The sequence below is a fragment of the Streptomyces sp. NPDC087440 genome (genome assembly GCF_044744005.1).
In the GTDB taxonomy this organism is placed as follows: domain Bacteria; phylum Actinomycetota; class Actinomycetes; order Streptomycetales; family Streptomycetaceae; genus Streptomyces.
Map to the genome: position 1 here is coordinate 1 of NZ_JBIUXN010000042.1, position 24,292 is coordinate 24,292.

The following is a 24,292-nucleotide window of genomic DNA, read 5'->3' on the forward strand; positions in this document are numbered from 1 at the left end:
GCGCTGGAGATGCAGCAGAACGCCTCGCGCGACTCGTGGACCTTCGCCCACACCGAGGAGCGGCTGGAGGAGATCATGCGGCACATCCACGAGGCGTGCTTCACCACGGCGGAGCGCTACGGGGTGCCGGGCAACTACGTGGTCGGCGCGAATATCGCGGGCTTCGAGCTGGTCGCGGACGCGATGCAGGCACAGGGGCTGATCTGACGCATGGCGTGATCTCGCGCTGCTGGTGGATGCCGTGCGCCCGGTCGGCCCCAGCCGCACCGAAGGCCGTACCACCGGAACACCCGCCGCCACACCGACCAGGAGGTGGCGTGGCTCATGGCCGCCAGTCCTCGTCGGCCGGGCCAGGGCAGAGGACTGGCCCCAGGACGGAAGGAAGGCAGCAGTGCCCAAGCCGAGCAGTTCCACCGGGAGAACCCGACGCCCCCGCCCCGCCCCGCCGGGCGGGCCGACCCCCTACACGGCCGACGCTGCCGCGGAAAACCACTGTCCGGCCCACGGCCGGGCCCTCACTCCGCGCACCCCCTTGCGCGGGCCGCACCGCCGGGATGCTCCGCCGACGGCCCCCTCACCTCCCGCGAGGGAAACCATCGCCGCCGGTCCCCCTGCCCCCAGTCTCTCCTCGAACGCCCGCTCGGCCCGCAGCCGCCCGGACTGCTCCCCGTCCCTCCCCAGAGCCGGAGCACCTGCACCGACCACGGCCCGCACTCACGCCGCGGTCGGCTCCCGTCACCTCGCCCGAGACGGCCGCTTCGACGGCACCGCCCCCGGCCGCCCCGCGCTCCCGCGGATTCCGGCCGCCGCCGACAGCGTCGACGCCACCGCCCTCGACATCCCCGTGTCCGAGAGCGGCGCCGCCCCCTGCTCGCCGTACCCCCCACGGATCCGAACATGACCGACCCCGTCTCCCCCGACAGCCCCGCGACACCCGATCCGGACGGCACCCGCCCCGCACCACCGCCCCGGCTCACCCAGTCCGGGCTCCCCATCGCTCCGCTCTACGGTCCCGCCGGCCTCGCGGACGACTGGAACCCCGCCGACCGGCTCGGCGACCCCGGCGCCTACCCGTACACCCGTGGCATCCACCGCACGATGTACACCGGCCGCCCCTGGACGATGCGTCAGTACGCCGGGTTCGGCACCGCCGCCGAGTCCAACGCCCGCTATCGCCAGCTCATCGCCAACGGCACCACGGGGCTCTCCGTCGCCTTCGACCTGCCCACCCAGATGGGATACGACTCCGACGCGCCCCTCGCCGCAGGCGAGGTGGGCAAGGTGGGCGTCGCCGTCGACTCCCTCGACGACATGAGGACGCTGTTCGACGACATCCCCCTCGACCGCGTCTCCACCTCGATGACCATCAACGCACCGGCGGCACTTCTGCTGCTGATGTACCAACTCGTCGCGGAGGAGCGGGGAATTGCCTCCCACAAGCTCACCGGAACCATTCAGAACGACGTGCTCAAGGAGTACATCGCCCGCGGGACCTACATCTTCCCGCCGCACCACTCCCTCCGTCTGACCGCGGACATCTTCCAGTACTGCCGGAGCGAACTGCCCCGCTGGAACACCATCTCCGTCTCCGGCTACCACATGGCAGAAGCGGGGGCCTCGCCCGCCCAGGAGATCGCCTTCACCCTCAGCAACGCCCTCGCCTACGTCCGCACCGCACTCGCCACCGGAATGGACATCGACGACTTCGCCCCGCGCCTCTCCTTCTTCTTCGTCGCCCGCAGCACCCTGCTCGAAGAGGTCGCCAAGTTCCGTGCCGCCCGGCGCATCTGGGCCCAGCTGATGCGCGACGACTTCCAGGCACGCAACCCGAAGTCCCTGATGCTCCGCTTCCACACCCAGACGGCGGGAGTGCAACTCACCGCACAACAGCCCGAGTTGAACATGGTCCGGGTGACCGTACAGGCGCTGGCGGCGGTCCTCGGCGGCACCCAGTCCCTGCACACCAACTCCTTCGACGAAGCACTCGCCCTGCCCACCGAGAAGAGCGCCCGCCTCGCTCTGCGCACCCAGCAGGTCCTCGCCCACGAAACAGACATCACCGCGACCACGGACCCCTTCGCCGGTTCCTACGCCATCGAGCGCATGACCGACGACATCGAGGCCGCGGCCCGCACCCTCATGACCACCATCCACAGCCTCGGCGGCGCCGTCCGGGCCATCGAGTGCGGCTACCAGAAGAACGAGATCGAGCGATGCGCGTACCGCATCACCCAGGAAACCGAGAGCGGCGAGCGCGTCGTCGTCGGAGTCAACCGCTACCGGCAGGCCACCGAGGCCCCGTACGCTCCCCTGCGCGTCGACCCCGCCACCGAGCACCGGCAGACCGCCCGGCTGCGCGACGTACGCCGCTTTCGCGATCAGCATGAGGTCACCGGTGCCCTCGCCCGTCTGGCGAAGGCCGCGGCCGGCACAACAAACGTTCTCCCACCCATGAAGGAAGCCCTCCGCGCGCACGCCACCGTCGGCGAGATCTGCGACACCCTGCGCACGGTGTGGGGCACCCACGAGGCCAGGGCCGAATTCTGAAGATGCGCGAACGCGTGCTCGCACACCGCCCGTTCCGCGGCGGCCAGCTGGTTGACCAGCTTCCTCGCGGCCGCGAGCTGGTTGCCCTTGGGCTTCTTCGGGTCCCCGCAGCGTGTCCCCACAGCTCCATGCCGGCTCGGGCCCTGTACCTCACCCGATCACACACCCACCTCCGGTCAGCTGCAAAAACGTTGCGGCAGCTACAGTCGGAGCGGCCGAGAACGTGGCCCGAATCGAGGAGGACCCATGCCCACAGCAGTGCAGGTTCGGCGGACCGGAGGCCCGGAGGTGCTCGAGGTCGCGGAGGTGGAGATCGGCGCACCGGGCCCGGGCGAGCTCCTGGTCGACGTGGCGGCTGCGGGTGTGAACTACATCGACACCTACCAACGGGCTGGGCTTTACCCGGTACCGCTGCCCTACACCCTTGGCCTGGAGGGCGCCGGGACGGTCGTCGCGGTCGGCCAGGACGTGCGCGGTTTCGCCGAGGGAGACCGGGTGGCCTGGCAGGGCGTGCCGGGCGGCTACGCGCAGCGGGCGCTGGTGCCGGCCGATGCGGCGGTGCACGTACCGGACGGCGTGACCGACCAGATGGCCGCTGCTGTGCCGTTGCAGGGGATCACCGCGCATTACCTGGTCACATCGACCTATCCGGTCAAGGAGGGCGAAACGATCCTGGTGCACGCGGCGGCCGGCGGGGTCGGGTTGCTGCTGATCCAGTTGGCCAAGGCACGGGGAGCGCGGGTGATCGGCACGGTGTCGACCGCCGAGAAGGAGGCGCTGGCCCGCGAGGCCGGGGCCGACGAGGTGATCCGTTACGACCAGGTGGATTTCGCCGATGCCACCCGTAAGCTCACCGACGGTGAGGGCGTTCACGTCGTCTACGACGGGGTCGGCAAGTCCACTGTGGACGGAAGCCTGGCAAGCCTGCGCAAGCGGGGCATGCTGGCGCTGTTCGGCGCCGCAAGCGGCCCCGTGCCGCCGATCGACCCGCAACTGCTGAACAAGGCCGGTTCGGTGTATCTGACCCGCCCGAACAGTGACGACTACGTCCAGACCCGCGCCGAGCTGGAGTGGCGGATCGGCGAGCTCTTTGCAGCGATGGCCGACGGCTCGCTCAAGGTACGGATCGGCGCCACCTACCAGCTGGCCGACGCGCGGCAGGCCCACGAGGACCTGCAGGCCCGCAAGACCGCCGGGAAGGTGCTGCTCATCCCCTGACCATCGCCGCAGCGCTGGGCGGCGCGAGCTCGTCGCGCCGCCGGCCTGTTGTTGGTGTGTCAGCCAGCACTCCAAGGAATCCGGGCTGGTGAGGGGTGTTGGCGGGGGTGGCGGGTGGGGTGCTCGTGCTGGTCGAGGGCGGGAGTCCGGCGCGTAGGACTGCCGGAGCGTCCCGACGTCGTCAACGACCCGCGTACGGAGTGCTGTTGGGAGCCTCTGTCCACCGTCGACGGCCGGCCCGTGCCGCCGAGTCCGACCCCGGCGTTCGCCGGGTTCACCGAGGCGCTCCGCAGCGGGATGCCGGCGGACCGGGCCCGGCGGTCGGCCGCCGGACGGCCGCCGGACGGCCTTCGAAGCAGCCGCCTATTCTGATCTGATGATCACTTCGACCGGGCCGATCGGGCTCGTCATCTTCGACTGTGACGGCGTCCTCGTCGACAGCGAACGCATCGCCGTCCGCATCCACGTCGCCCTCGGCGCCGAGCTGGGCTGGCCGCTCACCGAGGCCCAGGTGATGGAACAGTTCGTCGGCCGGTCGAGCGCCTCCATCGGGGAACTCATCACCGCCCGTGTGGGGCCGGGGACCGCCGAGGCGTGGGGAGCCCGTTTCGACCAGCTGCACCGGGAGGCCGTCGACGCCGAGCTCACCCCGGTCGACGGCGTTCTCGAAGCCCTCGACGTCCTGCGCGCCCGTGACATGCCCGTGTGCGTGGCGTCGAGCGGCAGTCACGAGAAGATGCGCCACACCCTCGGCCGTACCGGCATCCACCCGTACTTCGAGGGCCGTATCTTCAGCGCCACCGAGGTCGCCCGGGGCAAGCCCGCCCCCGATCTCTTCCTGCACGCGGCCCGGCGGTCGGGTGTCGAACCGGCCGCGTGCGTGGTGGTCGAGGACAGCATGTACGGGGTGCGGGCGGCCCGCGCCGCCCGGGATGCGTTCGCTGGGCTACGCGGGCGGGCTGACTCCGGCGCAGTGGCTTCAGGGCCCGGACACGGTCGTCTTTGACGACATGCGCAAGCTGCCGGTGCTGCTGGCCGGGGGCTGAGGCCGCACGGGAGTGCTCCAGGCGTTCACGAACGCACGCGCACCACGATCTTCCCCGTGAACGCCCCCGACTCCATCAGCCGGTGCGCGTCCGCCGTGCTCGCCAGGCCGTCGAAGGTCTCCGCGATCACGGGGGCCAGCGTTCCGTCGCGCAGGCCCGTGCCGATGAACGCGGAGGCGCGGCGGCGGAAGTCGGCGGTGGCGGCGAGTGCGCCGTTGTTGTACGTGTGGACCGTGAGCGGCCAGTTCATGGAGAGGGTGGCGGGGCGGGGATCGAGGAAGCCGTACAGGACCGCCGTTCCGTCCGGTGCGAGCGCGTCGCCGAGCGCGGCGAAGCCGGGACCGCCGATGCCGTCGAAGGCGACGTCGGCGCCCCTGCCGCCGGTGACGCGCCTGACCTCGGCTGCGGTGCCGGCCGGGTCCGTGACCGTGAGCACGTGGGCGGCGCCCAGGTCGAGGAGCCGGTTGTGCTTGGACTCGTTGCGCGTGGTGACGATGGGGATCGCGCCGATCCGGCGCGCGACCTGGATCGCCGCCGTGCCCACCCCGCTGGCGCCCGCCGTGACGAGGACGTGGTCGCCCGGCGCGAGCCGGGCGGTCTCCACCAGGCCGCCGTACGCGGTCGAGTACGTCAGCCAGGCCGCCGCCGACTCCACCGCGTCCGCCCCTTCGGGCCTGCGCACGACCGACTCCTGCGGCAGCACGACCCGTTCGGCGTAGACCCCCTGTGCACCGAAGTCGAAGTTGGCGGCCGCCATCACCGCATCGCCGGGCACGAAGTCCTGTACGTCTTCGCCGACTTCCTCGACGACACCCGCCGCCTCGTAGCCGAGCCGGGAACCGGGCAGGGTCGGCGGGTAGTAGTAGGCGCCCGCCCGGAACAGGGCCTCGGCGCGGTTGAGCCCGATCGCCTCCACGCGGAAGAGGACGTCGCCGGGGCCCGGGGCGGGCAGCGCGACGTCCTCGACCTTGAGGACGTCGGGGCCGCCGAGCTCGTGGAAGAGAACTGTCGGTGTGGTGCGGCGAGTTGTCATGGCGTCGACCGTAGGCGGGCCCTGCGAGACGATCCATGCTCATCCCGCTCCCGTTTCTGTCCGATCGTCTTCCCATGCTGGGTACGGGCGTGTCCGGCGGGAGTACGGTGCGGTCCATGGACGTACTCAGCGACGCGCTCGCCGCCATGAAGACGGGGCGCCCTCATTCCAGCCTGACGGTCAAGTCCGCCCCGTGGGGCATACGGTTTCCCGCCTCCGACGGCGCCGGGTTCCACGTGGTGCTGCGGGGTTCGGCGTGGCTGCTGCGGCCCGGGGTGGCACCGCCCGTCCGGCTCGGTCCCGGCGACGTCGTCTTCCTGGCACACGGTTACGGTCACGGCCTGGCCGATCACCCGGACACCCCGCTGCTGGACGCCGAGCTGGAACCCGACGGCTCCTGGCCGGCCCTGCCCGCACCCGGCCCCGCGTCCGACGACCAGACCCAACTTCTCTGCGGTGCCTACCAGTTGAGCAGGTTCCGGGCACATCCTCTCCTCACCGACCTGCCGCCCCTCGTACACGTGCCCGCTCGTGTCGGCACGCTTCCGCGTCTGCGTGCGGCGGTGGACCTGCTGGGCGCCGAGCTCGCGGAGCCACTGCCCGGCACCGGTTCCGTGGTGCCCGCGCTGCTGGACACCCTGTTGGTCTACCTCCTGCGGGCGTGGTGGCTGGAGGACGCGCCGAAGGAGCTTGCCGGGCAGACGCGTTGGGCCGACGCGCTGCGCGACCCGGCCGTGACGGCGGCCCTGGAGGCGATCCACGGGAGCCCCGCGCACCCCTGGACGGTCGAGGAGCTCGGCGCGCGGGCGGGCCTGTCGCGGGCCGCGCTCGCACGCCGCTTCACCTCACTCGTGGGGCGGCCGCCGCTGGCGTACCTCACGTGGTGGCGGATGACCGGCGCGGGCCGCCTGCTCCGCGACACGCAGATTCCGCTGCACTCGGTGGCCGAACTCAGCGGCTACACATCGGAGTTCGCGTTCGCCAAGGCGTTCAAGCGCGAGTACGGGGTGCCGCCGGGGCAGTACCGACGGGCAGAGGGCCGGACGGGCTGAGCGCTTCCCCAGCGGCTGCCGCCTCCCGGGCTTCCATTCCTCGGCCAACGACACCAACCATGCCCCCTACCCGAACACTGCGGTCAGGCCCTGGCCACAATGTCCTCCATGGCAGCCATCTCTCCCGCGTCCAGACTGATCACCGCAGCAGCCCGGGAACGGCTGCGCCCGCTGGGCCTGCGCCAGCAGGGGAGGTCCCGTATCTGGATCGACGATCACGGATGGTGGATCACCATCGTCGAGTTCCCCTCGCCGCGCTGGAGCCAGGGAAGCGGGCTTACCGTGGGCGCCATGTGGCTGTGGCAGGACTTCGCCCACCTGGCCTTCGACTTCCACGAGCACGTACGAACGACAGAAGACTTCCGTAACGAAAGGCAGTTCACCCCCGTCGCGGCCATACTTGCCCAGGAAGCCGAGCAACGGATCGAGGACTTCAGGATCCGCTTGGCGGACCTCAACAGCGTCGCCACCACGTTGATCGCACGCCCCAGCAGGACCGGCCACCTCTGGGAGGATTTCAACGCCGGCGTGGCCGCCGCACTGACGGGACAGCCTGAAATCGCCCGTCAGCGCCTCACCCGAGTACAGCGTGAAGACCCCTTCGTGGACTGGATCACCGAAGCACAACAAACCGCCCCGATCGTTTCCGCCCTTGCGCAGGACACGACGGCTCTCCAGGACTGGGCGCAGACCAGGATCACTTCGTGCAGGGAGAAGCTGTTGCTCACTCCTCTGCCGAACCCTCTGAGTACCGCCTGACCGGTCGCCACCGTTCTTGCAGCTCAGCTCTTCCCCGAGAACGAGCCGCACCCTCCCTCCGGGACTTCTGCATTTCCAGGCGTGGTTGGTTGCGTGGCTGGTCCGGGGACGCGAGCACAACGGACCAACCGCGCATCCACCCATGGGCCGAGCAGGGAAAACGAACACCAGCTCTTGATCGACGTGTCCTGAGACGTTGGTGAGAACCGGCAGCGCTCCAGGCGCCGACCGGGGGCTGTCGGCACCGAGGGACATAATCGGGTTGTGGACCTGAGACCGGAGTTGTTGCCCCCGCCCGTGAGTCGACAACGGCTGGACGAGCTGTGTTCGAAGATCGAGCACATCGCTGGTCTGCTGGCGCCCCGCCGGGAGGCGGCGGGCGAGGCGATCGCGGCCTTCAACGCGATGACCGGGCACGATTACGAGGCTCTCGACTTCGCCGCCTACCACGGCAGCAGGAGCCTGGAGGAGTTCGCAAGGGAGGCGGCCTGGCCGGCTCACCCCGTGGTCGCGGACATCTCCCGGGACGAGCTCGTGGAGATTGTTCGCAGGATTCTGATGGATTCGCCGGACAGCGACTTCTATCTGCGGCTCCTGGAGGTGAACGTGTTGCATCCCCGGGTGAGCGACCTGATCTTCCACCCCTCGGACGCCCTGAAGGATGCGTCTGCGGAGCAGATTGTCGACGAGGCTCTGAAGTACCGGCCGATCGCGCTCTGAGCTGCGGGGGGGCGGGAGGTCGGGCGGGCGTGGCCTGCCTCGCCGACCTCGCCCGATGGCCCCGGGTCCCGCTCGTAGCCGCCGGACAAGCGTTCCGGCGGCCGCACTGCCCGGCTCAGTCCTCGCCGTACTCGGCCCGGGTCAGGGGCTCGGCGATCAGGCGGACCGCGAAGCCGTGGTCGTCGGCGATGCGGTTGATGTGTTCGGCGATCAGGAACACCGTCGCTTCGAGGGCGTTCATCTCCTCCGGAGTCCAGTCTCCGTACTGGCTGCGCCATCCGTTCGGGCTCAACTCGGTGCCTGCTGCGATGACCAGTGCGGCCATGGTGGGGATGGTCTGCGGCCGGACGCTCTTGGGCATCATGCGCAACGTGGCTACCAAGTGGGGCACGACGTAGGCGATGACGTCCTTGTCGCCCTGTTCATGCGTGCGGCGCAGCCACTGCATGAACATGTAGAGCAAGGTGCAGGTGCCGTCGAGCAGTTCCTGCAGCCCGTCGGCATCCGCCGACGCGACAAAAAGCCTGTTCAGCTCCTGGCATGCGGCTTCGTCGTCGTCCTGGAGCCCGGACTCGTGGATTTCCTTCATCCGCGCGTCCACCATCAGGAGCGCACCGCCCACGTTGCCGACCGGAGCTTCCGCCGGGTCCCACACTGGTGGCACAGGTCATCTCCTCACCCCGGCCGCTTCGGGAGGGCACGGTTGTCCGTACCGTAGCGCGCGAACCGGGCGTCGGTCCGGCGAATAGCCTGCGGTACCGGTGGTCACCGCTCCGCGGAGGGCGGTCGTGCCGCGGGTGCCGGGGAAGCGGCCCTCTTCTGGTTTTCACCGGCCCTCGCTGCCGTCCAGGCCGTCGCACGGGCGCAGGGCGTTGACTCGGGCGTCAGCGAGCGTCCTACCCGGTCTTCGCGCTCACCGCATGGGCGGAGCCCCTCGTGCCCTGAGACCTGACGTCACGTGGTCGGCTCCCGCTGCCGCTCATCGCGTGCTGCGGTGGCCGCCTTCCTGCCGATCGGTGTCGGCTTCATCGGACGGCCGCGTTCGGCGCGCTCAAGCAGGGGTGGCCCGGGGTCCTGTTCGTGGTGCTGGCGTTACGGGAGGTGAGCGGGGTTCCGGCCAGTCTCCACCGGAGCGGCAGGGGCCGTCGGGCGCGGTGTGGCTGGCGCGGCACGGTCCGCTGCACGTGGCGGCGGCGCACCGACCGGCCGCACCGCGTTCCGCCGTGCTAGCGGCGGGGCGGACCAGCGGGGGCGAAGAGGTCCTTGCCGACCCAGTCGACCGGTGCCGCGGGCGGCGGGGTGACCGGTGTGAAGCTGGCCGCCTCGTCGATGCTGCCGGTGCCCCGGTGGACGGCCCGTGCCGGGTAGGGGAAGACCGGTCTGGTGCGGACGGTGTTTCCGGTGCTGTCGCGCTGGGTGGCGACGATGCGTTCGGGGGCGGTGCCGCGCTCGACCCAGTGGACGATCGGGTTGAGGGTGTCGAAGCTGCTCGGGCCGTAGCCGCCGGAGCAGTGGTAGACGGTGGGCATCATGAACAGCCGGGCGAAGCGGCCCGTCGCCGTACGGCCGCCCGTCGTGCGCTGCACGGCGTCGTAGTACGCGACCGTGCCGAGCGGCGGGATCGCGGAGTCCGCCCAGCCGTGCCACAGGATCAGCTTGCCGCCGCGCGCCCGGAATGCGCCGAGGTCGGGGTCGGTGGCGTTGTACAGCTCGCCCATGGTGCGCAGCCGGTCGAAGCCGTGCACCGTGAACTTCCAGGAGGCGAAGGAGGACGCGGGTGCCCCGAGGGGGAACCCGAGGTGTTGGAGCCAGCCGTCGGACAGGGCCTGGGAGGCGGTCGTGGGTGACGTTCCCTTCACCGCCCAGCCGGGCCAGGCGAGTTCGGAGCCGTAGGGCATCCCACCGGGGTAGAGCCGGCGGCCCCGCGGGTCGGCCGGGCCCTGGTAGAGCTTGCGGGCTGCGGTGACCTGGGCGGCGGTGAGGCAGCCCGTTCCGCCGTCCTGCTGCGGTCGGCAGCGCAGGGTGCCGGGGTCGAAGTCGCAGCGGCGGGGGTCGTCGATCTGGCCGTCGGTGAGGCCGTCGCGTCGGTCACAGGCGGCGACGACCGCCCGGTGGAGAGCGGGCAGCCGGTCGGCGGTGAGGATGTCGGAGTGGGTGGAGTCCTGGTTCACCCGCGCGATCCACGTCTCGAACTCGCCCTCCAGCGGTGCCGCGAGGTTCGCCGGTGCGCCCGCGACGATGCCGTCGAAGTCGGTGGGGTGCCGCTGGGCCTCCATGAGGGCCATCCGGCCGCCCGTGGAACAGCCGTTGAAGTACGAGTGGCGGGGGCCGGTGCCGTAGAAGGCGCGCATGACGGCCTTGGCCGCGACGGCGACGACGTGCGGGCCGCGTTCCGCGAAGTCGACGCGGGCCTGCGGATCGGTTCCCCAGCTTCCGTCGAGGGCGCTGGGGGCGGTGTGGCCGGAGTCGGATGCGGCGGTGGCGAAGTCGCCGCCCGGCTGGAGGTCGCAGGAGGGCGAGGGGCCGGGGTCGGGTTTCTGGCCGCAGTAGCCGCCGCAGCCCTGTTGCAGGTAGCGGCCCTGCCAGGTGGTGAGGGGGAGGTTCAGCCGGAACCCGACGCGGGGCGCGACCGTGCCGTCCACCTGGCAGTTGGCGACCCCGGCAACGGTGACTTCCCTGGCCGACGCGATCCGCGTCGCGACGGTGCCGAAGTCCCGTTCGGCGAGCGAGGAGCAGCTCGTACGGGGGAGGTGGACCGCCGGCGCGGCGCTCGCCTCGGTGGTGCTGGTCGGCAGGAGGAGGCCGGGGCCGGTCACGAGCGCGAGGAGGAGGACGAGGACGAGGGCGGGGCGGGAGGCGGTGCGGGCGGAAGCGGGTGGGGGCGTGCGCAGACGTCTGAGACGGGGTCGGCGACCGGGGGTGTGCGCGGAGTGAGGGCGCGGGCGGGGCGTGCGGGAGGAGCCGGGGGTACGCAGGGCAGTCGCGAGGCGCTTGTACATGCTGAACTCCCTTCGGGGGAAGCCGGGCGGGGTGACGCGGAGGCGGACGCGGCCGAGGAGTCGGCGTGGTCGGCGGATGCACGGACAGGGGCGCGAATGGTGCGCGAGAGCGCAGCACGGGACAGCACGGTTGACGCGCCGGGGAGGGCCGCCGCCGAGCGGCCCGCCGGTTAGTCCGAGCACGTACTGTGTCGCCTCCGCAGCACCCCCGCAAGGCCCTGGGAGTATTTACAAGCGCGTAACACCGAACAACCGGGCCCCACTTGGGGACAACCCCGAGGTCAAGGCGGGTCAAAGACCGTCGGACCCGGCCGGGAGGGCCGCGAGTTCGGGGACCGGTCCGCGCCGAGGGGTTGCCAGACCGAGATAGTACGTGTTCGGATTATCTCCAACGGGTCGCCCACGAGCGGTTGTTGCACCTGCTCAGCGCCTGTCAGCACGCCCGCCCCGCCGTCCTCACCCGCTCCCCCGCGGCCCCTCGCGCCTCGTCCGGCCAGTTGTGCACCCCTGCCTGCCACCACCCGAGTGACACGTGCCATCACGCCCGCCGACTCCCCAGGAGGAACAGCGTGTTCGACCTCTCTTCCGTCGATCTGCTCGATCTCTTCACCCGCGAACTCAAGCTCTGCAAACTGCGCGAAGGCGAACACGTCGTCGTCCTCGCCGAGCCCGCCAGTCGGGGCGACTACGTCGCCGCCGCGTTCGGTGCGGCCAAGGCGTGCGGCGCCCACGTCATCGCCGCCACCGTCCCCGGCGGCAGCCCCGCACCGCTCCCCAGCACCCACACCGGGGCCGGTCCCGGGCTGGTCTCCGTGCTGGAGGACACCACCGCGCAAGACCTGTTGAAGTCCGCCGACCTGGTCGTCGACCTCACCCAGGAGGGCTTCATCCACGCGCCGGTCCAGCAGGAGATCCTGGGCGCCGGCACCCGCATCCTGTTTGTCTGCGACGCCCCCGACGTCCTCGCCCGCAACCTCCCCTCGGCGTCCGACAAGGCGGACGTGCTCAGCGGGGTCGCACTCCTGGACCGGGCTTCGCAGATGCGCGTGACCTCGGCGGCGGGCACCGACCTCACCGTCCAACTGGCGGGTTCCCGGCCGGAGTTCCAGTGCGGGTTCGCCGACGACCCGGGGCGCTGGGACCACTGGCCGAGCACGATGGTGCTGTGCTGGCCGGAGATCTCCGACGGCGTGATCGTGCTCGCCGAGGGCGACATCCTGCTGCCCTTCAAGGAGTACGTCCGCGAGCCCGTCACCCTCCACGTCGCGGGCGGGCACATCGAGAAGGTCACCGGCGGCGCGGATGCCCACCTGCTCGACACCTTCTTCGACGACGCGGCCGACGAGTGGGCGCGCAGCCTCTCCCACCTGGGCTGGGGACTGATGCGCAGTGCCGACTGGTTCGCCACCGCGATGTACGGCAAGGGCGACCTGATGGGCATGGACGCCCGCGCCTTCGCCGGGAACTTCCTCTGGTCGACCGGCCCGCATCCGGTGCTGGGGCGCGAGTCCTACGCCCACCTCGACATCGCCATGCGCGGCTGCACCGTCTCCGTCGACGGCACCGACGTGGTGCGTGCGGGACGCCTCGTCGAGCTCCACCAAGAGGCCTGAACTCCCCTGCACAGCACCCCCGTTCGACGTGATGCGTTCCGCACCGCCCGCCCCAGGAGGCACCGTGGCGTCCGCCAAGTCCCCGTTCCGCTCCCCAGAACCCGAGCCCGAGCCCGAAGCCGTGCCCGAGCACGCGCCCGCCGCTCCCCCGGTCCAGGTCCCGGCCGCCTCCCCCTCGGACGCGCACCCGTCCTCGTACCCCCACAGGCACACGTACGACGTCGTCGTCGTGGGCGGCGGGCTCGGCGGGCTCACCGCCGCGCTCGCCCTGCGCCACCGCGGCATCCAGGTCACCGTCCTGGAACAGGCGCCCCGACTCGGCGAGATCGGCGCGGGCATCCAGACCGCTCCCAACGCCAGCCGCATCCTGCTCGGCCTCGGCCTGCGCGGACGGCTGGAGGCCATCCGCACCGAACCCCTCGACCAGGTGCGCAGGCGCTGGCAGGACGGGCGGGTCATCGCCCTCACCCCGCTGGGCCAGCACTGCAAGGACACGTACAACGCGCCGTACTGGCACTACCACCGCGCCGACCTGCACCGGGTGATCCTCGACGCCTGCACCGACCCGGCCGGGCCCGGTCCCGCCGTCACCGTGCACACCGGCAGCGAGGTGGCCGAAGTCGACCTCGGCGACCCCGATCGGCCGGTCGCCGTCACCGCGGACGGGCGGCGGTACGCCGGGGACGTGCTGGTCGGCGCGGACGGCGTCCGTTCGCGGGTGCGGGATCTGCTGGGGATGCCGGACACCTTGGAGTTCTCCGGCGAGATGGCCTTCCGGGCGCTGATACCGGGTGAGTTGATCGCGGCCGACCCGGCGACGCGCTGGCTGGTGGACCGCTACCAGTCGACCATCTGGTACGGCCCCGACCGGCACCTGGTGCACTACATGATCCGCGGCGGCGCCCATCTCAACGTCGTGGCCTGCGTGCCGTGCACCGACGAGGTCGCCGAGAAGTGGTCCGTGCGCTCCAGCGCGGAGGAGCTGGTCGACGCGTTCCCCGGTTGGGACGACCGGGTGCCCGCGATGTTCTCCAAGGCGAAGGAGGAGGACGTGTCCTGCTTCGCCCTGTACCACCGCCGCCGTGATCCCGTGTGGACCCGCGGCCGGGTCGCCCTGCTCGGGGACGCCTGCCACGCCATGCTGCCCTACCAGGCGCAGGGCGCCTCCCAGGCGATGGAGGACGCGGCCGTGCTGGCCGAGGAGTTGGGCGCGGTGACCGTGGACCGCGCCGGGTCGGCCCTGCACCGGTACGCGGACCGGCGCGCCAAGCACGCGGGCCTGGTCCAGGAGGCGTCGCTGCGGAACAAGACCTTCTACCACCTGCCCGACGGGCCCGAGCAGCGCGCGCGGGACGAGAGCCTGCGGCGCTTCGAGGGGGAGTCGGGGCTGTCGTACGACTGGCTGTGGCGGGGCACCCCGCTGAACGACCCGGACGAGGGCGCCTTCTCGTACCGCTTCGCCTGAGCCCGCCCACAGCTCCCAGCAGTACCCCACTGGATCCCTTCAGATCTCCCGGCCCCCCAAGCCCACCGCACCCGCACCCGCCGCGCTCTGCGAATCCTCGGCAAGACTCCCTCTCCCTCAATGGAGCGACCGTGAAGACAGGCGACTCGATCGTCCAGGAACTCCCATGGAAATGGGGCGTCCAAGGAAAGATCTTCATCATCGGCGGCCTCGGCTACCTCTTCGACGCGTACGACATCGCCCTCAACGGCTTCCTGATGCCGCTGGTGGGCAAGGAGTTCGACCTCACCCTCGGCCAGCGCGGCCTGGTCGCCACCGCCAACCTCGTCGGCATGGCCGTCGGCGCGGTCGCCTGGGGGTCGGTGGCCGACCGGATCGGCCGCAAGAAGGCCTTCAGCGTCACCCTGCTGATCTTCGCCGTGTTCTCCGTGCTGGGCGCGCTCTCGCCCGCCTACTGGGTGTTCCTGGCACTGCGCTTCCTCGCGGGGGTGGGGCTCGGCGGCTGCATCCCCGTCGACTACGCGCTGGTCAGCGAGTTCTCGCCGCGCAAGTACCGGGGGCGCATCCTCACCGCGCTCGACCTGTGGTGGCCGATCGGGGTGACCCTGTGCGGCGTCGTCTCGACGGCCATGCTGCCGCTCGGCGGGAACTGGCGCTGGATGCTCTTCACCATGACGCTGCCCGCGCTGCTGCTGTTCTGGGTGCGGCGCGGCGTGCCCGAGTCGCCGGTGTACCTCTCCGAGAAGGGCCGCGAGGCCGAGGCTCGGGCCGTCATCGACGACCTCGTCGCCCGTACCGGCGCACCCGTCGAGCCGTACGCCGTCGCCCGTCCGGAGGAGGGGCCTCGGACGAAGGGGCTGGCGGCCGCGGCCGAACAGCTGCGGCTGATCTGGGCGTTCAGCCCCCGCATCACCTCGGCGGTCTGGCTGATGTTCGCCACCATCATGCTCGTGTACTACGCGGCACTGAGCTGGATGCCCTCCATCCTCAAGGCCGAGGGGCAGGGCGACACCGCCGCCTTCACCGGTACCACCCTGATGGCCGGGGTCGGCATCCTGGGCGTCGTCGTCTCGACCGCCCTCGTGGACGCCGTCGGCCGCAAGTGGCTGATCGGGATCTCCGCGCCGGCCGCCGCGGCGGCGCTGGTGGTCTTCGCGCTCGTACGGCATCAGGAGACCGCTCCGCTGATCGCGATCGCCGTCTTCGGCTTCCTGATCCAGCTGGCCATCCCCGCCCTGTACGCGTACGCCTCCGAGGTCTACCCGACCGCCCTGCGCGCCAGCGGCTTCGGCTGGGCGTCCTCGGTGAGCCGCTCGCTGACCGGGTTCGCGCCGCTGCTCTTCGGCTCGGTGATGTGGCCGCTGCTCGGGCTGCCCTGGACGTTCGGCGTGCTGGGCATCGTGCTGCTGCTCGCCATGGGGTGGATGGCGGTGGCGGCCCCGGAGACCCAGGGGCGTGCGCTCGACGCGGGGACGGGATCCGGCGCGGGTACGGGCACGGGTGCGACCGATACGGCTCCGGTTTCGGCTCCGGCCGCGCCGCAGAAGGCGGTCGCTCCGTGAAGCCCGCCGCCTTCGGGTACCACCGGGCCCGGGACACCGCCGGTGCCGTCCGGCTCCTGGCCGAGTTCGGCGAGGACGCGAAGCTCATCGCGGGCGGGCAGAGCCTGGTGGCCATGATGAACTTCCGGCTGGCCAGGCCCCGGCAGCTGATCGACATCGGGCGGCTGCCCGGCCTCAAGGGCCTGCGTACGGACGCGGGCGGCCTGCGCATCGGGGCCCTCACCACGCACCACGACGTGGAGACCGCCACCGGTCTCGGCGCTGACTTCGACGTACTGCGCCGGGCCGTGCGGTGGATCGGGCACCTGCCGATCCGTACGCGCGGCACCGTCGGCGGCAGCATCGCGCACGCCGACGCCACCGCGGAGTGGTGCCTGCTCGCGGTGCTCCTCGACGCGCGCATCGTCGCGGTGGGGTCCGGCGGGCGACGGGAGATCGCCGCCCGCGACTTCTTCCAGGGGTACTACACGACCGCGTTGGCGTACGACGAGGTGATCACGGAGGTGTTCTTCCCGCACCCCGCGCCCCACGCCGCCGTGACCGAGTTCGCCCAACGGCAGGGTGACTTCGCGATCGTGGCCGCCGCCGTGTCGCTCGACCTCGACCTCGATGCGGGCGGCCCGGCCGGGGTCGTGGGGGGCCGGGTCGCCCTGGGCGGCGTGGCTCCGCTGCCGGTGCGGGTGCCGGAGGCCGAGGCGGTGCTGGCCGGGGGCGGCCCCGGGGTCTTCGAGCGGGCCGCCGAGGCCGCCGCCGCGGCGATCGACCCACCCGACGAGGCGGGCGTCAGCGCCTCCTACCGCCGCGACCTGACCCGCACCCTGGTGCGACGCGCCTGTGAGGAGGCGATGACCCCATGAGTACGACACACGCAGCAGGCGGATCGCGCGAAGGCGAGCACCGCCAGCACACGGCGGACGAGCCGCGCGAAGGTCAGCACCGCCAGCACACGGCGGACGAGCCGCGCGAGCACGAGCACGAGCACGAGCACGCGGCGACAGACCGGGCCCGGGATCGCGCACGCACGGCAGGCGCGGAACGTGCGTCCGAGCCCTCCGCAGCCGACGCACCCCCACAGCATCCGCACTCCCCCTCCCCGCCCACGGCACCGCACGAACCGCTCGTCGGCACCTCCGTGCGCCGCCGCGAGGACCCCCGGCTCCTCACCGGGCGCGGGCGTTTCGTCGACGACATCCAGGTGCCGGGCGTGCTGCACGCCCAGTTCGTGCGCAGCACCGTCGCCTCGGCCGCCGTCACCTCACTCGACCTCGCCGCCGTCCGCGACGTGCCCGGCGTGATCGCCGCCTTCACTGCCGACGACCTCCAACTGGCCGACATCACCGCCCTGTTGGAGCGACCGGCCGAGGAGTTCGTGCCGACGGCTATGCCGGTGCTCGCCCGGGACCGGGTCCGGTTCGCGGGGGAGCCGCTCGCGGTCGTCGTCGCCCGCGATCCGTACGCCGCCGAGGACGGCGTGGAGGCCGCCCGGGTCACGTACGACGTCCGCACTCCGGTCGTCGGCGAGCAGCAGGCCCTCGCCGACGGCGCGCCCCTCGTGCACGACGGCGCTCCCCGCAACACGCTCGTCGACGTCTCGCTCTTCGCCACCGAGGGCATCGACGTCTTCGACGAGGCGCCGTGCGTCGTGCGGGTGGAGTCCAGGACGGGGCGGCAGAACGCCCTCCCGCTGGAGACCCGGGGCGCGCTCGCCGACTGGGACGAGCGGGAGGGGCAGTTGGTGCTGCACACCTCCACCCAGGTGCCGCACCTGGTGCGCACGGTCGCCGCGGACTGTCTGGGGCTGGACGAGCGGGCCGTGCGGGTGATCGTGCCCGACATGGGCGGCGGGTTCGGGCTCAAGTGCGTGGTCGGGCGCGAGGAGATCGCGGTCGCCGCGGCGGCGCTGCGCCTGGACCGCCCGGTGAAGTGGACGGAGGACCGCAAGGACGCCCTGACCGCGTCCTTCCTCGCCCGCGAGCAGCACTACGACGTGCGTGCCGCCTTCAGCGAGGACGGCACGATCCTGGGGCTCGACGCGGACGTGGTGTGCGACATGGGCGCGTACTCCTGCTTCCCGTTCACGGCCGGCATCGAGCCCCTGATGGCCTCCGCCGAGATGCCGGGCGTCTACCGGGTGCCGGCCTACCGGGTGCGCGGACGGGCGATCGCCACCAACAAGGCGCCGTCCGCGCCGTACCGGGGGGTGAGCCGTCCGCAGTACGTCATGGTGATGGAGCGCCTCTTCGAGCGGGCGGCGTACGAACTGGCCCTGGAACCGGTGGAGATCAGGCGGCGCAATCTCATCACCGAGTTCCCCTACCGGGGCGTCAACAACATCACGTACGACCCCGGTTCCTACCGCGAGTCGCTGGACCTGTGCGAGAAGGTGCTGAAGGAGGAGGGCTGGTACGAGCGCAGGGAGAGCTCGGGCTCCGGCGGGCGGCCGGTCGGGATCGGGTACGCCTGCTTCAGCGAGCGCACCGGGTACGGCTCGGCCGCCTTCGCCGCGCGCAAGATGGAGATCGTCCCCGGCTTCGACCTCGCCGAGATCCGGATGGACCCCACGGGCGCGGTGACGTTCACCACCGGCACCATGAGCCACGGGCAGAGCCACGAGACGACGATGGCGCAGATCGTCGCCGACGAACTCGGCCTGGAGATCGGGAAGGTGAGGCTCCATCAGGGGGACACCGACCGCATCGCGTACGGCTTCGGCACCTTCGCCAGCCGGTCCATCGCCATCGGCGGGAGCGCGGTCCGCCTCGCCGCGCGCAAGCTCGGCGACAGGCTGAGCGAACTCGCCGCCGCGCTCTGGGGGACGGAGCCCGGCGAGGTCGAGCGCACGGCGGGCGCGGTCCGCCGGCGCGGCTCCGGCGAGGTCATGACGTACCCCCAACTGGCCCGCGTCGCCTACCTCCAGGCCCACCTGCTGCCCAAGGGCATCGAGCCGGGGCTGACCGCTTCCGCCTCCTTCGACGTGCTGGGCGACGGCACGTTCTCGAACGCCACGCACGGCGTGGTCGTCGAGCTGGATCCGGGGACCGGGCAGGTGCGCATCCTGCGGTACGTGTGCGTCGAGGACTGCGGTGTCGCGGTCAACCCGCAGGTGGTCGAGGGGCAGTGCCGGGGCGGCATCGCCCAGGGCATCGCGGGCGCGCTCTTCGAGCAGGTGACGTACGACGCCCAGGGCGAGCCGTCGGCGGCGAGCTTCATGGACTACAAGGTGCCCACCGCGCAGGAGATCCCCGAGGTCACAGTCCTCCACCTGGAGACCCCTTCCGCCTTCACCGAGACGGGCGCGAAGGGTGCGGGCGAGGGCGGCACGATCGGCGCGCCCGCGGCCGTGCTGAACGCGGTCAACGACGCGCTGTGCACGGCCGGTTCGCTCGTCGAGCTCAATGACACGCCCATCACCCCGGAGACCGTCCACCGGGCCCTGCACCCCACGTCCTCCTCCACCGACACGTCCGCCGAGACCCACCTGGAGCACGCCTCATGACCGAACAGCGCCAACTGATCGCCCTCACCGTGAACGGAGAGACCCACGACCTGCTCACCGAACCCCGCCGCACGTTCGTCGACGTGCTCCGCCACGACCTGCGGCTCACCGGCACCCACGTGGGCTGCGAGCACGGGGTGTGCGGGGCCTGCACGGTCCTGGTGGACGGTGCGCCGGTGCGGGCCTGTCTGATGTTCGCGGTGCAGGCGGAGGGGACGGAGGTCCGTACGGTCGAGTCCCTGGCGGACGGGTCCGGGGCATCGGCAGAGGCCGAAAACGGGACAGGGGTCGAGAGCGGGCCCGGTGGGCTCAGCGACCTCCAGGCGGCGTTCTCGGAGTGCCACGGACTCCAGTGCGGGTTCTGCACCCCCGGATTCCTGATGCTCGCGGAGGGCTTCCTCGCCGAGCGGCCGCAGGCCTCTCGTGAGGAGATCCGCGAGGTGGTGGCCGCCAACCTCTGCCGGTGCACCGGCTACCAGACCATCGTCGACGCGATCGACACGTGCGCCGCCCGCCGCCGCGTCCGGTCGGGGCGCGTCGCTCGCCCTGCTCCGCCCGTTCCTGTTCGCGAGGAGATCTGATGCTGCTGACCCACACGGTTCCGGTGAAGGCCACTCCCCCGGAGCTCTTCGCGCTGGTCAACGACGTCCAACGGGTCGCTTCCTGCATGCCGGGTGCCGCTCTGGACGGCCGGGACGGCGACGCCTGGCGCGGCCGGGTCACGGTGAAGGTCGGGCCGATCACCGCCGCGTACTTCGGCAGCGTCCGCTTCCTCGACGTGGACGCGGACCGGCTGACGCTGCGCGTCCAGGCCCGTGGCACGGACACCCACGGCACCGGTGACGCCGAGGCGGAAGTGAGCCTGGAGGTGGCGGAGGCCGCCGAGGGCGCGGTGCTGAGGCTGACCACCGACCTGGTGATCCGGGGGAAGATCGCACAGTTCGGCAAGGGGGCCATCGGTACGGTCTCCGAGCGCATCCTGCACCAGTTCGCGCAGAACCTGGGCAGCCTGCTGGACGCGGAGCGGGCGGGCCCGGGGGCGGCGGCGACACCTGGCCCGGGGCCCGCTTCCCCGACCGTCACGGCTCCCGGGGTCACTGCCGCTGCCGCCCCCTTCACCCCGGCCGCCACCCCCGTCGCCTCGTCCTCCGCCCCGGCCGCCGCCTCCGAGCTGGACGGGCTGGCGCTGATCGCCGGGCCCGCGCTGGCGAAGGCCGGGCGGTACACCCCGCTCGCCGCCGCCTTCGCGTTCGGCGTCTTCGAGGGCTGGCTGCTCGGCAGGCTCGCCTCCCGGGAGCGGCGGTGCGCCCGATGACGTACCCACCCCTGACGTACGACACGGACACCGAACTGACCTACGCCCGGGCCGGGTTCGGCGCGCCCGTGCGCCGGGGCGGCAGGCCCGCCCTGATCGTCGTCGACCTCACCCGGGGGTTCACCGAGCCCGCCTTCCCCTCCGGCAGCGACCTGTCCGACGTGGTCGCCGCGACGGCCGAGCTGATCGGGGCGGCCCGCACCTCGCACACGCCGGTGATCTTCACCGCGATCGCCTACGACCCGGCGGAGGCGGCGGGTGCGTCCGTCGCCTGGCTGGACAAGGCCCCGGGGATGCGGGCCCTGGTCGCGGGCAGCGACGCGGTGGCGCTCGATCCCCGGCTGCCGCGCCGCCCGGAGGACCTCCTCGTGGTGAAGAAGGGGCCCTCGGCCTTCTTCGGCACCGGGCTCGCGGCCACCCTGGTCTCCCTCGGCTGCGACACCGCCGTCATCTGCGGGGCGACCACCAGCGGCTGCGTACGGGCGAGCGTCGTGGACGCCGTCCAGTGCGGCTTCCCGGTGCTCGTGCCACGCGCCTGCGCGGGCGACCGGGCGGCAGGACCGCACGAGGCGAACCTCTTCGACATTCAGGCCAAGTACGGCGACGTCATCGAACAGGCCGACGCGCTCGGCTACTTGGGAGGAACGGGTGCTCACCCGACAGATCACACCGGCCGCCTGGGCCGATCTTGACCGGCTGCCCGCCGTCGGGCGCTGGGTCACGTCCGGCCGCAGCAGGCTCCACGTGCTCGACTACGGCGGCCCCGGCACGCCCCTGCTGGTCCTGCCCGGCATCACCAGCCCCGCCGCCACCCTGGACTTCGTCGCCCGCGAACTCAGCGACCTGGTACGCCCGTTGGTCCTGGACGTGCGCGGCCGCGGCCTCTCGGACACCGGCACGGGCCACACGCTGACGGAGTACGCCGAGGACGCGGAGGCCGTCGTACGGGAACTGGGCCTGGAGCGCCCCCTGCTCTTCGGCCACTCCATGGGTGCCCGGATCGCGGCGGCCGTGGCCGTTCGCGGCAGGGTGGCGGTGCGCGGTGCGGTCCTCGCCGATCCGCCGCTGAGCGGACCCGGCCGCGGCCCGTACCCGACCTCGCTCGCCGTCTTCCAGGAGCAGTTGGCCGAGGCCGTGCGGGGGACGGACGGCGACGAGGTGGCCCGCTGGTGGCCGCGCTGGCCGCGCGAGGAGCAGGAGGCGCGCGCCCGCTGGCTGGCGAGCTGCGACGGCGGGGCGGTCGCCGCGAGCCACCACGGTTTCGAGCACGAGGACTTCTTCGACTGGTGGCCCCGGGTGCCGTGCCCGGTGACGCTGTTGTACGGGGCGCAGAGCCCGGTGGTCACCGCGGCCGGGGCGGCGGAGGCCGCGGCCGCGCTCCCGTCCGCGCGGCTCGAACAGGTCCCGGACTGCGGCCATATGATCTTCTGGGACAACCCGAGCGGCGGTCTGCGCGCACTGCGCCGGGCGCTGCGCCGGGTTCCGTGTTCGGTACTCGCCGACCCGAGTGATCGCGGGCCGTGATTGAGTGGGCGCATGTCGACACGCACGCCTCCTGCGGACGCCCCGCAGCCCCCGCCCGTTCTCACCGACGCACCCGGCTACCAGGTACGACGGTTGTACCAGGCCTACCTCGCGGTGTGGGCGCGCTCGGTCGATCCGACCCTGACCGGGCCGCAGTTCGCGGTGCTGACGGTGGTGCACGCCTCCCCCGGACACGACCAGCGCTCGATGGCGTCGGCGGTGGCACTGGACACCTCGACGATGGCGGACGTGTGCCGCCGGCTGGAGAAGCGGGGGCTGCTGGACCGCAGGACGGCGCTCGACGACGGGCGCCGCAAGTTGCTGTACCTCACGGCCGAGGGCGAGAAGGCCCTCCGTGAGGCGAACCACCGTGCACGGGAACTGGACGCGCGGCTGCTCGGCCCCTTCGAGCCGGAGCAGCGCGCCGAGGTGCTGCGCCTGCTCACCTCGATGGCCACGCACTGGGAGGGGCTCGCGCAGGACGCCTAGCGTTCCGGACATTCCGGGTGTCTCAGGCGCCCTGCGTGTTCACCGCGTCCCCTCTGTCGGGCTTCGTCGCGCTGCTCGCGAGGGCCGTCGCCGCCGTCCGTCCCGGAGCACGGTCTCGTACGCCGTCACCGCACGCCGTACGACCAACCCCTGTGCCCCTGACCGGACATGACCGACGACCCGCGGGAGACGACGATGACCACCACCGGTACCACCGACCACCACATCGGCATGATCGTGCCCAGTTCGAACCTGACGATGGAGACGGAACTCCCGCGCATGCTGCGGGCCCGGGAGGCCGAGCACCCGCAGGACCGCTTCGTCTTCCACAGCAGCCGGATGCGGATGCGGCACGTCACCCCCGAGCAGTTGAAGGAGATGAACGCGCAGACCGAGCGGGCGGCTCTCGAACTCGCCGACGCGCGCCCCGACGTGGTCGCCTCCGCCTGTCTGGTGGCGCTCATGGCGCAGGGGCCCGGGCACCACTGCGCGGCGGAGGCGGAGATCGCCGATGTGTTGCGTGGCGAAGGGGCCGAGGCGCCGGTGGTGTCCAGCGCGGGCGCGCTGCTCGACGGCATCAAGGCCCTCGGCGCGCGCAGGGTCGCCGTCGTCACCCCGTACCTCAAGCCCCTGACCGAGTTGGTGGTGGACTACATCGAGGACGCGGGCATCGAGGTGACGGACGCGCTCAGCCTGGAGGTGCCGGACAACCTGGCGGTCGCCCGGCTCGACCCCGCCGACCTGCACACGCACTGGCGGAAGCTGGACCTGCGCGACGCGGACGCGCTGGTGCTCTCGGCGTGCGTGCAGATGCCGTCGCTGGCGGCCGTGCAGAGGGTGCAGGAAGAGGCCGGGCTGCCCGTCATCACCGCGGCGACGGCTACGGCGCACGGCATCCTGACCGCGCTGGGCCTGCCGCCCGTGGTGCCCGGCGCGGGCAGTCTGCTGGCCTGAGAGCGATCCTGGTCCGTCACGGCGGCGTCCTCGATGCGGTCGGCGGACTCTGCCGTGGCGCTGTTTCGCCGTGTGGCGTTGATGCGTCGCAGAGCTTCGGGTGGCGGGCGGTGGCCGGATGCGGGGCGCAGCGGGGGGGATGAGGCTCCTGCCTTGGCCGCGTCGGTGTCCCTTGCTGCGGACGTTGGCCTAGGCCCTGTCGTCAAATGGTGATCTTGAGTGGTGGATCATGGTCGGGTGATACGCCGCCATGAACTGTCCGATGCCGAGTGGGAGTTCGTCCGGCCGCTGCTGCCCGTGTCCTTGCGGGGGCGCAAGCGGCTGGACGACCGGAGGGTCCTGAACGGGATCGTCTGGAAGTTCCGTACCGGGACGGCCTGGCGGGACGTGCCCGAGCGGTACGGACCGTGGGCCACGCTCCACACCCGTTTCCGCCGGTGGGCGAAGGACGGCACGTTCGAGCGGATGCTGCGGGCCGCGCAGGCGAAGGCGGACGCGGC

Annotated in this window: 20 protein-coding genes and 2 pseudogenes; 19 read left to right on the forward strand and 3 right to left on the reverse strand. The window is 72.0% G+C overall.

From position 1 onward, the window contains the following. The 4 genes and pseudogenes from ACIO3O_RS42190 to ACIO3O_RS42205 form a co-directional block, all read left to right on the forward strand. A pseudogene (locus ACIO3O_RS42190) lies at window positions 1–207 on the forward strand (glutamate dehydrogenase); the annotation flags it as partial. A 690-nt stretch (window positions 208–897) separates the two neighbouring features. Further along, window positions 898–2,547, forward strand: a complete 1,650-nt coding sequence (locus ACIO3O_RS42195; protein ID WP_401756174.1) for a methylmalonyl-CoA mutase — start codon at window positions 898–900, stop codon at window positions 2,545–2,547. A gap of 246 nt (window positions 2,548–2,793) precedes the next feature. Further along, the gene (locus ACIO3O_RS42200; protein ID WP_401756177.1) at window positions 2,794–3,765 is read left to right on the forward strand and encodes a quinone oxidoreductase family protein; all 972 of its coding nucleotides are present in this window, start codon (window positions 2,794–2,796) and stop codon (window positions 3,763–3,765) included. A gap of 376 nt (window positions 3,766–4,141) precedes the next feature. Beyond that, window positions 4,142–4,811: pseudogene (locus tag ACIO3O_RS42205) on the forward strand (HAD family hydrolase). Window positions 4,812–4,836: 25 nt separating this feature from the next. On the opposite strand, the gene ACIO3O_RS42210 reads toward ACIO3O_RS42205, so the two are convergent. Beyond that, window positions 4,837–5,844, reverse strand: coding sequence for a zinc-dependent alcohol dehydrogenase family protein (locus ACIO3O_RS42210; protein WP_401756180.1), 1,008 nt, complete (start codon window positions 5,842–5,844; stop codon window positions 4,837–4,839). 116 nt (window positions 5,845–5,960) lie between these two features. On the opposite strand from ACIO3O_RS42210, the gene ACIO3O_RS42215 reads away from it, so the two are divergent. The 3 genes from ACIO3O_RS42215 (at window position 5,961) to ACIO3O_RS42225 (ending at window position 8,375) form a co-directional block, all read left to right on the forward strand. Further along, window positions 5,961–6,896 (forward strand): AraC family transcriptional regulator, encoded by a 936-nt coding sequence (locus ACIO3O_RS42215; protein WP_401756183.1) that lies wholly within the window; start codon window positions 5,961–5,963, stop codon window positions 6,894–6,896. Window positions 6,897–7,004: 108 nt separating this feature from the next. Then, window positions 7,005–7,655 (forward strand): hypothetical protein, encoded by a 651-nt coding sequence (locus tag ACIO3O_RS42220; RefSeq protein WP_401756185.1) that lies wholly within the window; start codon window positions 7,005–7,007, stop codon window positions 7,653–7,655. A gap of 297 nt (window positions 7,656–7,952) precedes the next feature. Then, window positions 7,953–8,375, forward strand: a complete 423-nt coding sequence (locus tag ACIO3O_RS42225) for a hypothetical protein (protein ID WP_401756187.1) — start codon at window positions 7,953–7,955, stop codon at window positions 8,373–8,375. A gap of 115 nt (window positions 8,376–8,490) precedes the next feature. Here the strand turns inward: ACIO3O_RS42225 and ACIO3O_RS42230 are convergent, their stop codons facing one another. Continuing rightward, on the reverse strand, window positions 8,491–8,979 hold the full coding sequence (locus ACIO3O_RS42230; RefSeq protein ID WP_401756225.1) for a hypothetical protein: 489 nt from the start codon (window positions 8,977–8,979) through the stop codon (window positions 8,491–8,493). Window positions 8,980–9,601: 622 nt separating this feature from the next. Next, window positions 9,602–11,374, reverse strand: coding sequence for a tannase/feruloyl esterase family alpha/beta hydrolase (locus tag ACIO3O_RS42235; protein WP_401756190.1), 1,773 nt, complete (start codon window positions 11,372–11,374; stop codon window positions 9,602–9,604). Window positions 11,375–11,943: 569 nt separating this feature from the next. On the opposite strand from ACIO3O_RS42235, the gene ACIO3O_RS42240 reads away from it, so the two are divergent. The 12 genes from ACIO3O_RS42240 to ACIO3O_RS42295 all read left to right on the forward strand — a co-directional run. Next, complete coding sequence (locus tag ACIO3O_RS42240) at window positions 11,944–12,987, forward strand: hypothetical protein (protein ID WP_401756193.1); 1,044 nt, start codon at window positions 11,944–11,946, stop codon at window positions 12,985–12,987. A 64-nt stretch (window positions 12,988–13,051) separates the two neighbouring features. Next, window positions 13,052–14,452: an FAD-dependent oxidoreductase gene (locus ACIO3O_RS42245; protein ID WP_401756196.1), complete on the forward strand. Its 1,401-nt coding sequence runs from the start codon at window positions 13,052–13,054 to the stop codon at window positions 14,450–14,452. A 131-nt stretch (window positions 14,453–14,583) separates the two neighbouring features. Continuing rightward, the gene (locus ACIO3O_RS42250; RefSeq protein WP_401756199.1) at window positions 14,584–16,014 is read left to right on the forward strand and encodes an MFS transporter; all 1,431 of its coding nucleotides are present in this window, start codon (window positions 14,584–14,586) and stop codon (window positions 16,012–16,014) included. Continuing rightward, window positions 16,011–16,871: an FAD binding domain-containing protein gene (locus tag ACIO3O_RS42255; protein WP_401756202.1), complete on the forward strand. Its 861-nt coding sequence runs from the start codon at window positions 16,011–16,013 to the stop codon at window positions 16,869–16,871. Before ACIO3O_RS42250 ends, ACIO3O_RS42255 begins: the two co-directional genes overlap by 4 nt. Continuing rightward, a complete protein-coding gene (locus ACIO3O_RS42260) occupies window positions 16,868–19,510 on the forward strand; it encodes a xanthine dehydrogenase family protein molybdopterin-binding subunit (protein ID WP_401756205.1) in 2,643 nt (880 codons plus the stop codon). Before ACIO3O_RS42255 ends, ACIO3O_RS42260 begins: the two co-directional genes overlap by 4 nt. After that, window positions 19,507–20,091, forward strand: a complete 585-nt coding sequence (locus ACIO3O_RS42265) for a (2Fe-2S)-binding protein (RefSeq protein WP_401756208.1) — start codon at window positions 19,507–19,509, stop codon at window positions 20,089–20,091. Before ACIO3O_RS42260 ends, ACIO3O_RS42265 begins: the two co-directional genes overlap by 4 nt. Then, window positions 20,091–20,825, forward strand: a complete 735-nt coding sequence (locus ACIO3O_RS42270) for an SRPBCC family protein (RefSeq protein ID WP_401756211.1) — start codon at window positions 20,091–20,093, stop codon at window positions 20,823–20,825. The genes ACIO3O_RS42265 and ACIO3O_RS42270 overlap by 1 nt, the downstream gene beginning before the upstream one ends. Further along, the gene (locus tag ACIO3O_RS42275) at window positions 20,822–21,517 is read left to right on the forward strand and encodes an isochorismatase family protein (RefSeq protein ID WP_401756214.1); all 696 of its coding nucleotides are present in this window, start codon (window positions 20,822–20,824) and stop codon (window positions 21,515–21,517) included. Before ACIO3O_RS42270 ends, ACIO3O_RS42275 begins: the two co-directional genes overlap by 4 nt. Continuing rightward, complete coding sequence (locus ACIO3O_RS42280; RefSeq protein WP_401756217.1) at window positions 21,474–22,349, forward strand: alpha/beta fold hydrolase; 876 nt, start codon at window positions 21,474–21,476, stop codon at window positions 22,347–22,349. Before ACIO3O_RS42275 ends, ACIO3O_RS42280 begins: the two co-directional genes overlap by 44 nt. A 12-nt stretch (window positions 22,350–22,361) precedes the next feature. Continuing rightward, a complete protein-coding gene (locus ACIO3O_RS42285) occupies window positions 22,362–22,838 on the forward strand; it encodes a MarR family winged helix-turn-helix transcriptional regulator (protein WP_401756219.1) in 477 nt (158 codons plus the stop codon). Window positions 22,839–23,033: 195 nt separating this feature from the next. Beyond that, entirely contained in the window at window positions 23,034–23,792 is a 759-nt protein-coding gene (locus ACIO3O_RS42290) for an aspartate/glutamate racemase family protein (protein WP_401756222.1), read from the forward strand. Between the two features lie 237 nt (window positions 23,793–24,029). Beyond that, window positions 24,030–24,292: transposase (locus ACIO3O_RS42295; protein ID WP_401751533.1), on the forward strand; the 263-nt coding region annotated here is incomplete at its 3' end.

What these genes read in the sequence shown, in the direction of transcription:
- ACIO3O_RS42195 (WP_401756174.1), top strand. Translation starts at nt 898, where the DNA reads ATGACCGACCCCGTCTCCCCCGACAGCCCCGCGACACCCGATCCGGAC.
- ACIO3O_RS42200 (WP_401756177.1), top strand. Translation starts at nt 2,794, where the DNA reads ATGCCCACAGCAGTGCAGGTTCGGCGGACCGGAGGCCCGGAGGTGCTC.
- ACIO3O_RS42210 (WP_401756180.1), bottom strand. Translation starts at nt 5,844, where the DNA reads ATGACAACTCGCCGCACCACACCGACAGTTCTCTTCCACGAGCTCGGC.
- ACIO3O_RS42215 (WP_401756183.1), top strand. Translation starts at nt 5,961, where the DNA reads ATGGACGTACTCAGCGACGCGCTCGCCGCCATGAAGACGGGGCGCCCT.
- ACIO3O_RS42220 (WP_401756185.1), top strand. Translation starts at nt 7,005, where the DNA reads ATGGCAGCCATCTCTCCCGCGTCCAGACTGATCACCGCAGCAGCCCGG.
- ACIO3O_RS42230 (WP_401756225.1), bottom strand. Translation starts at nt 8,979, where the DNA reads ATGGTGGACGCGCGGATGAAGGAAATCCACGAGTCCGGGCTCCAGGAC.
- ACIO3O_RS42235 (WP_401756190.1), bottom strand. Translation starts at nt 11,374, where the DNA reads ATGTACAAGCGCCTCGCGACTGCCCTGCGTACCCCCGGCTCCTCCCGC.
- ACIO3O_RS42260 (WP_401756205.1), top strand. Translation starts at nt 16,868, where the DNA reads ATGAGTACGACACACGCAGCAGGCGGATCGCGCGAAGGCGAGCACCGC.
- ACIO3O_RS42265 (WP_401756208.1), top strand. Translation starts at nt 19,507, where the DNA reads ATGACCGAACAGCGCCAACTGATCGCCCTCACCGTGAACGGAGAGACC.
- ACIO3O_RS42270 (WP_401756211.1), top strand. Translation starts at nt 20,091, where the DNA reads ATGCTGCTGACCCACACGGTTCCGGTGAAGGCCACTCCCCCGGAGCTC.
- ACIO3O_RS42275 (WP_401756214.1), top strand. Translation starts at nt 20,822, where the DNA reads ATGACGTACCCACCCCTGACGTACGACACGGACACCGAACTGACCTAC.
- ACIO3O_RS42285 (WP_401756219.1), top strand. Translation starts at nt 22,362, where the DNA reads ATGTCGACACGCACGCCTCCTGCGGACGCCCCGCAGCCCCCGCCCGTT.
- ACIO3O_RS42290 (WP_401756222.1), top strand. Translation starts at nt 23,034, where the DNA reads ATGACCACCACCGGTACCACCGACCACCACATCGGCATGATCGTGCCC.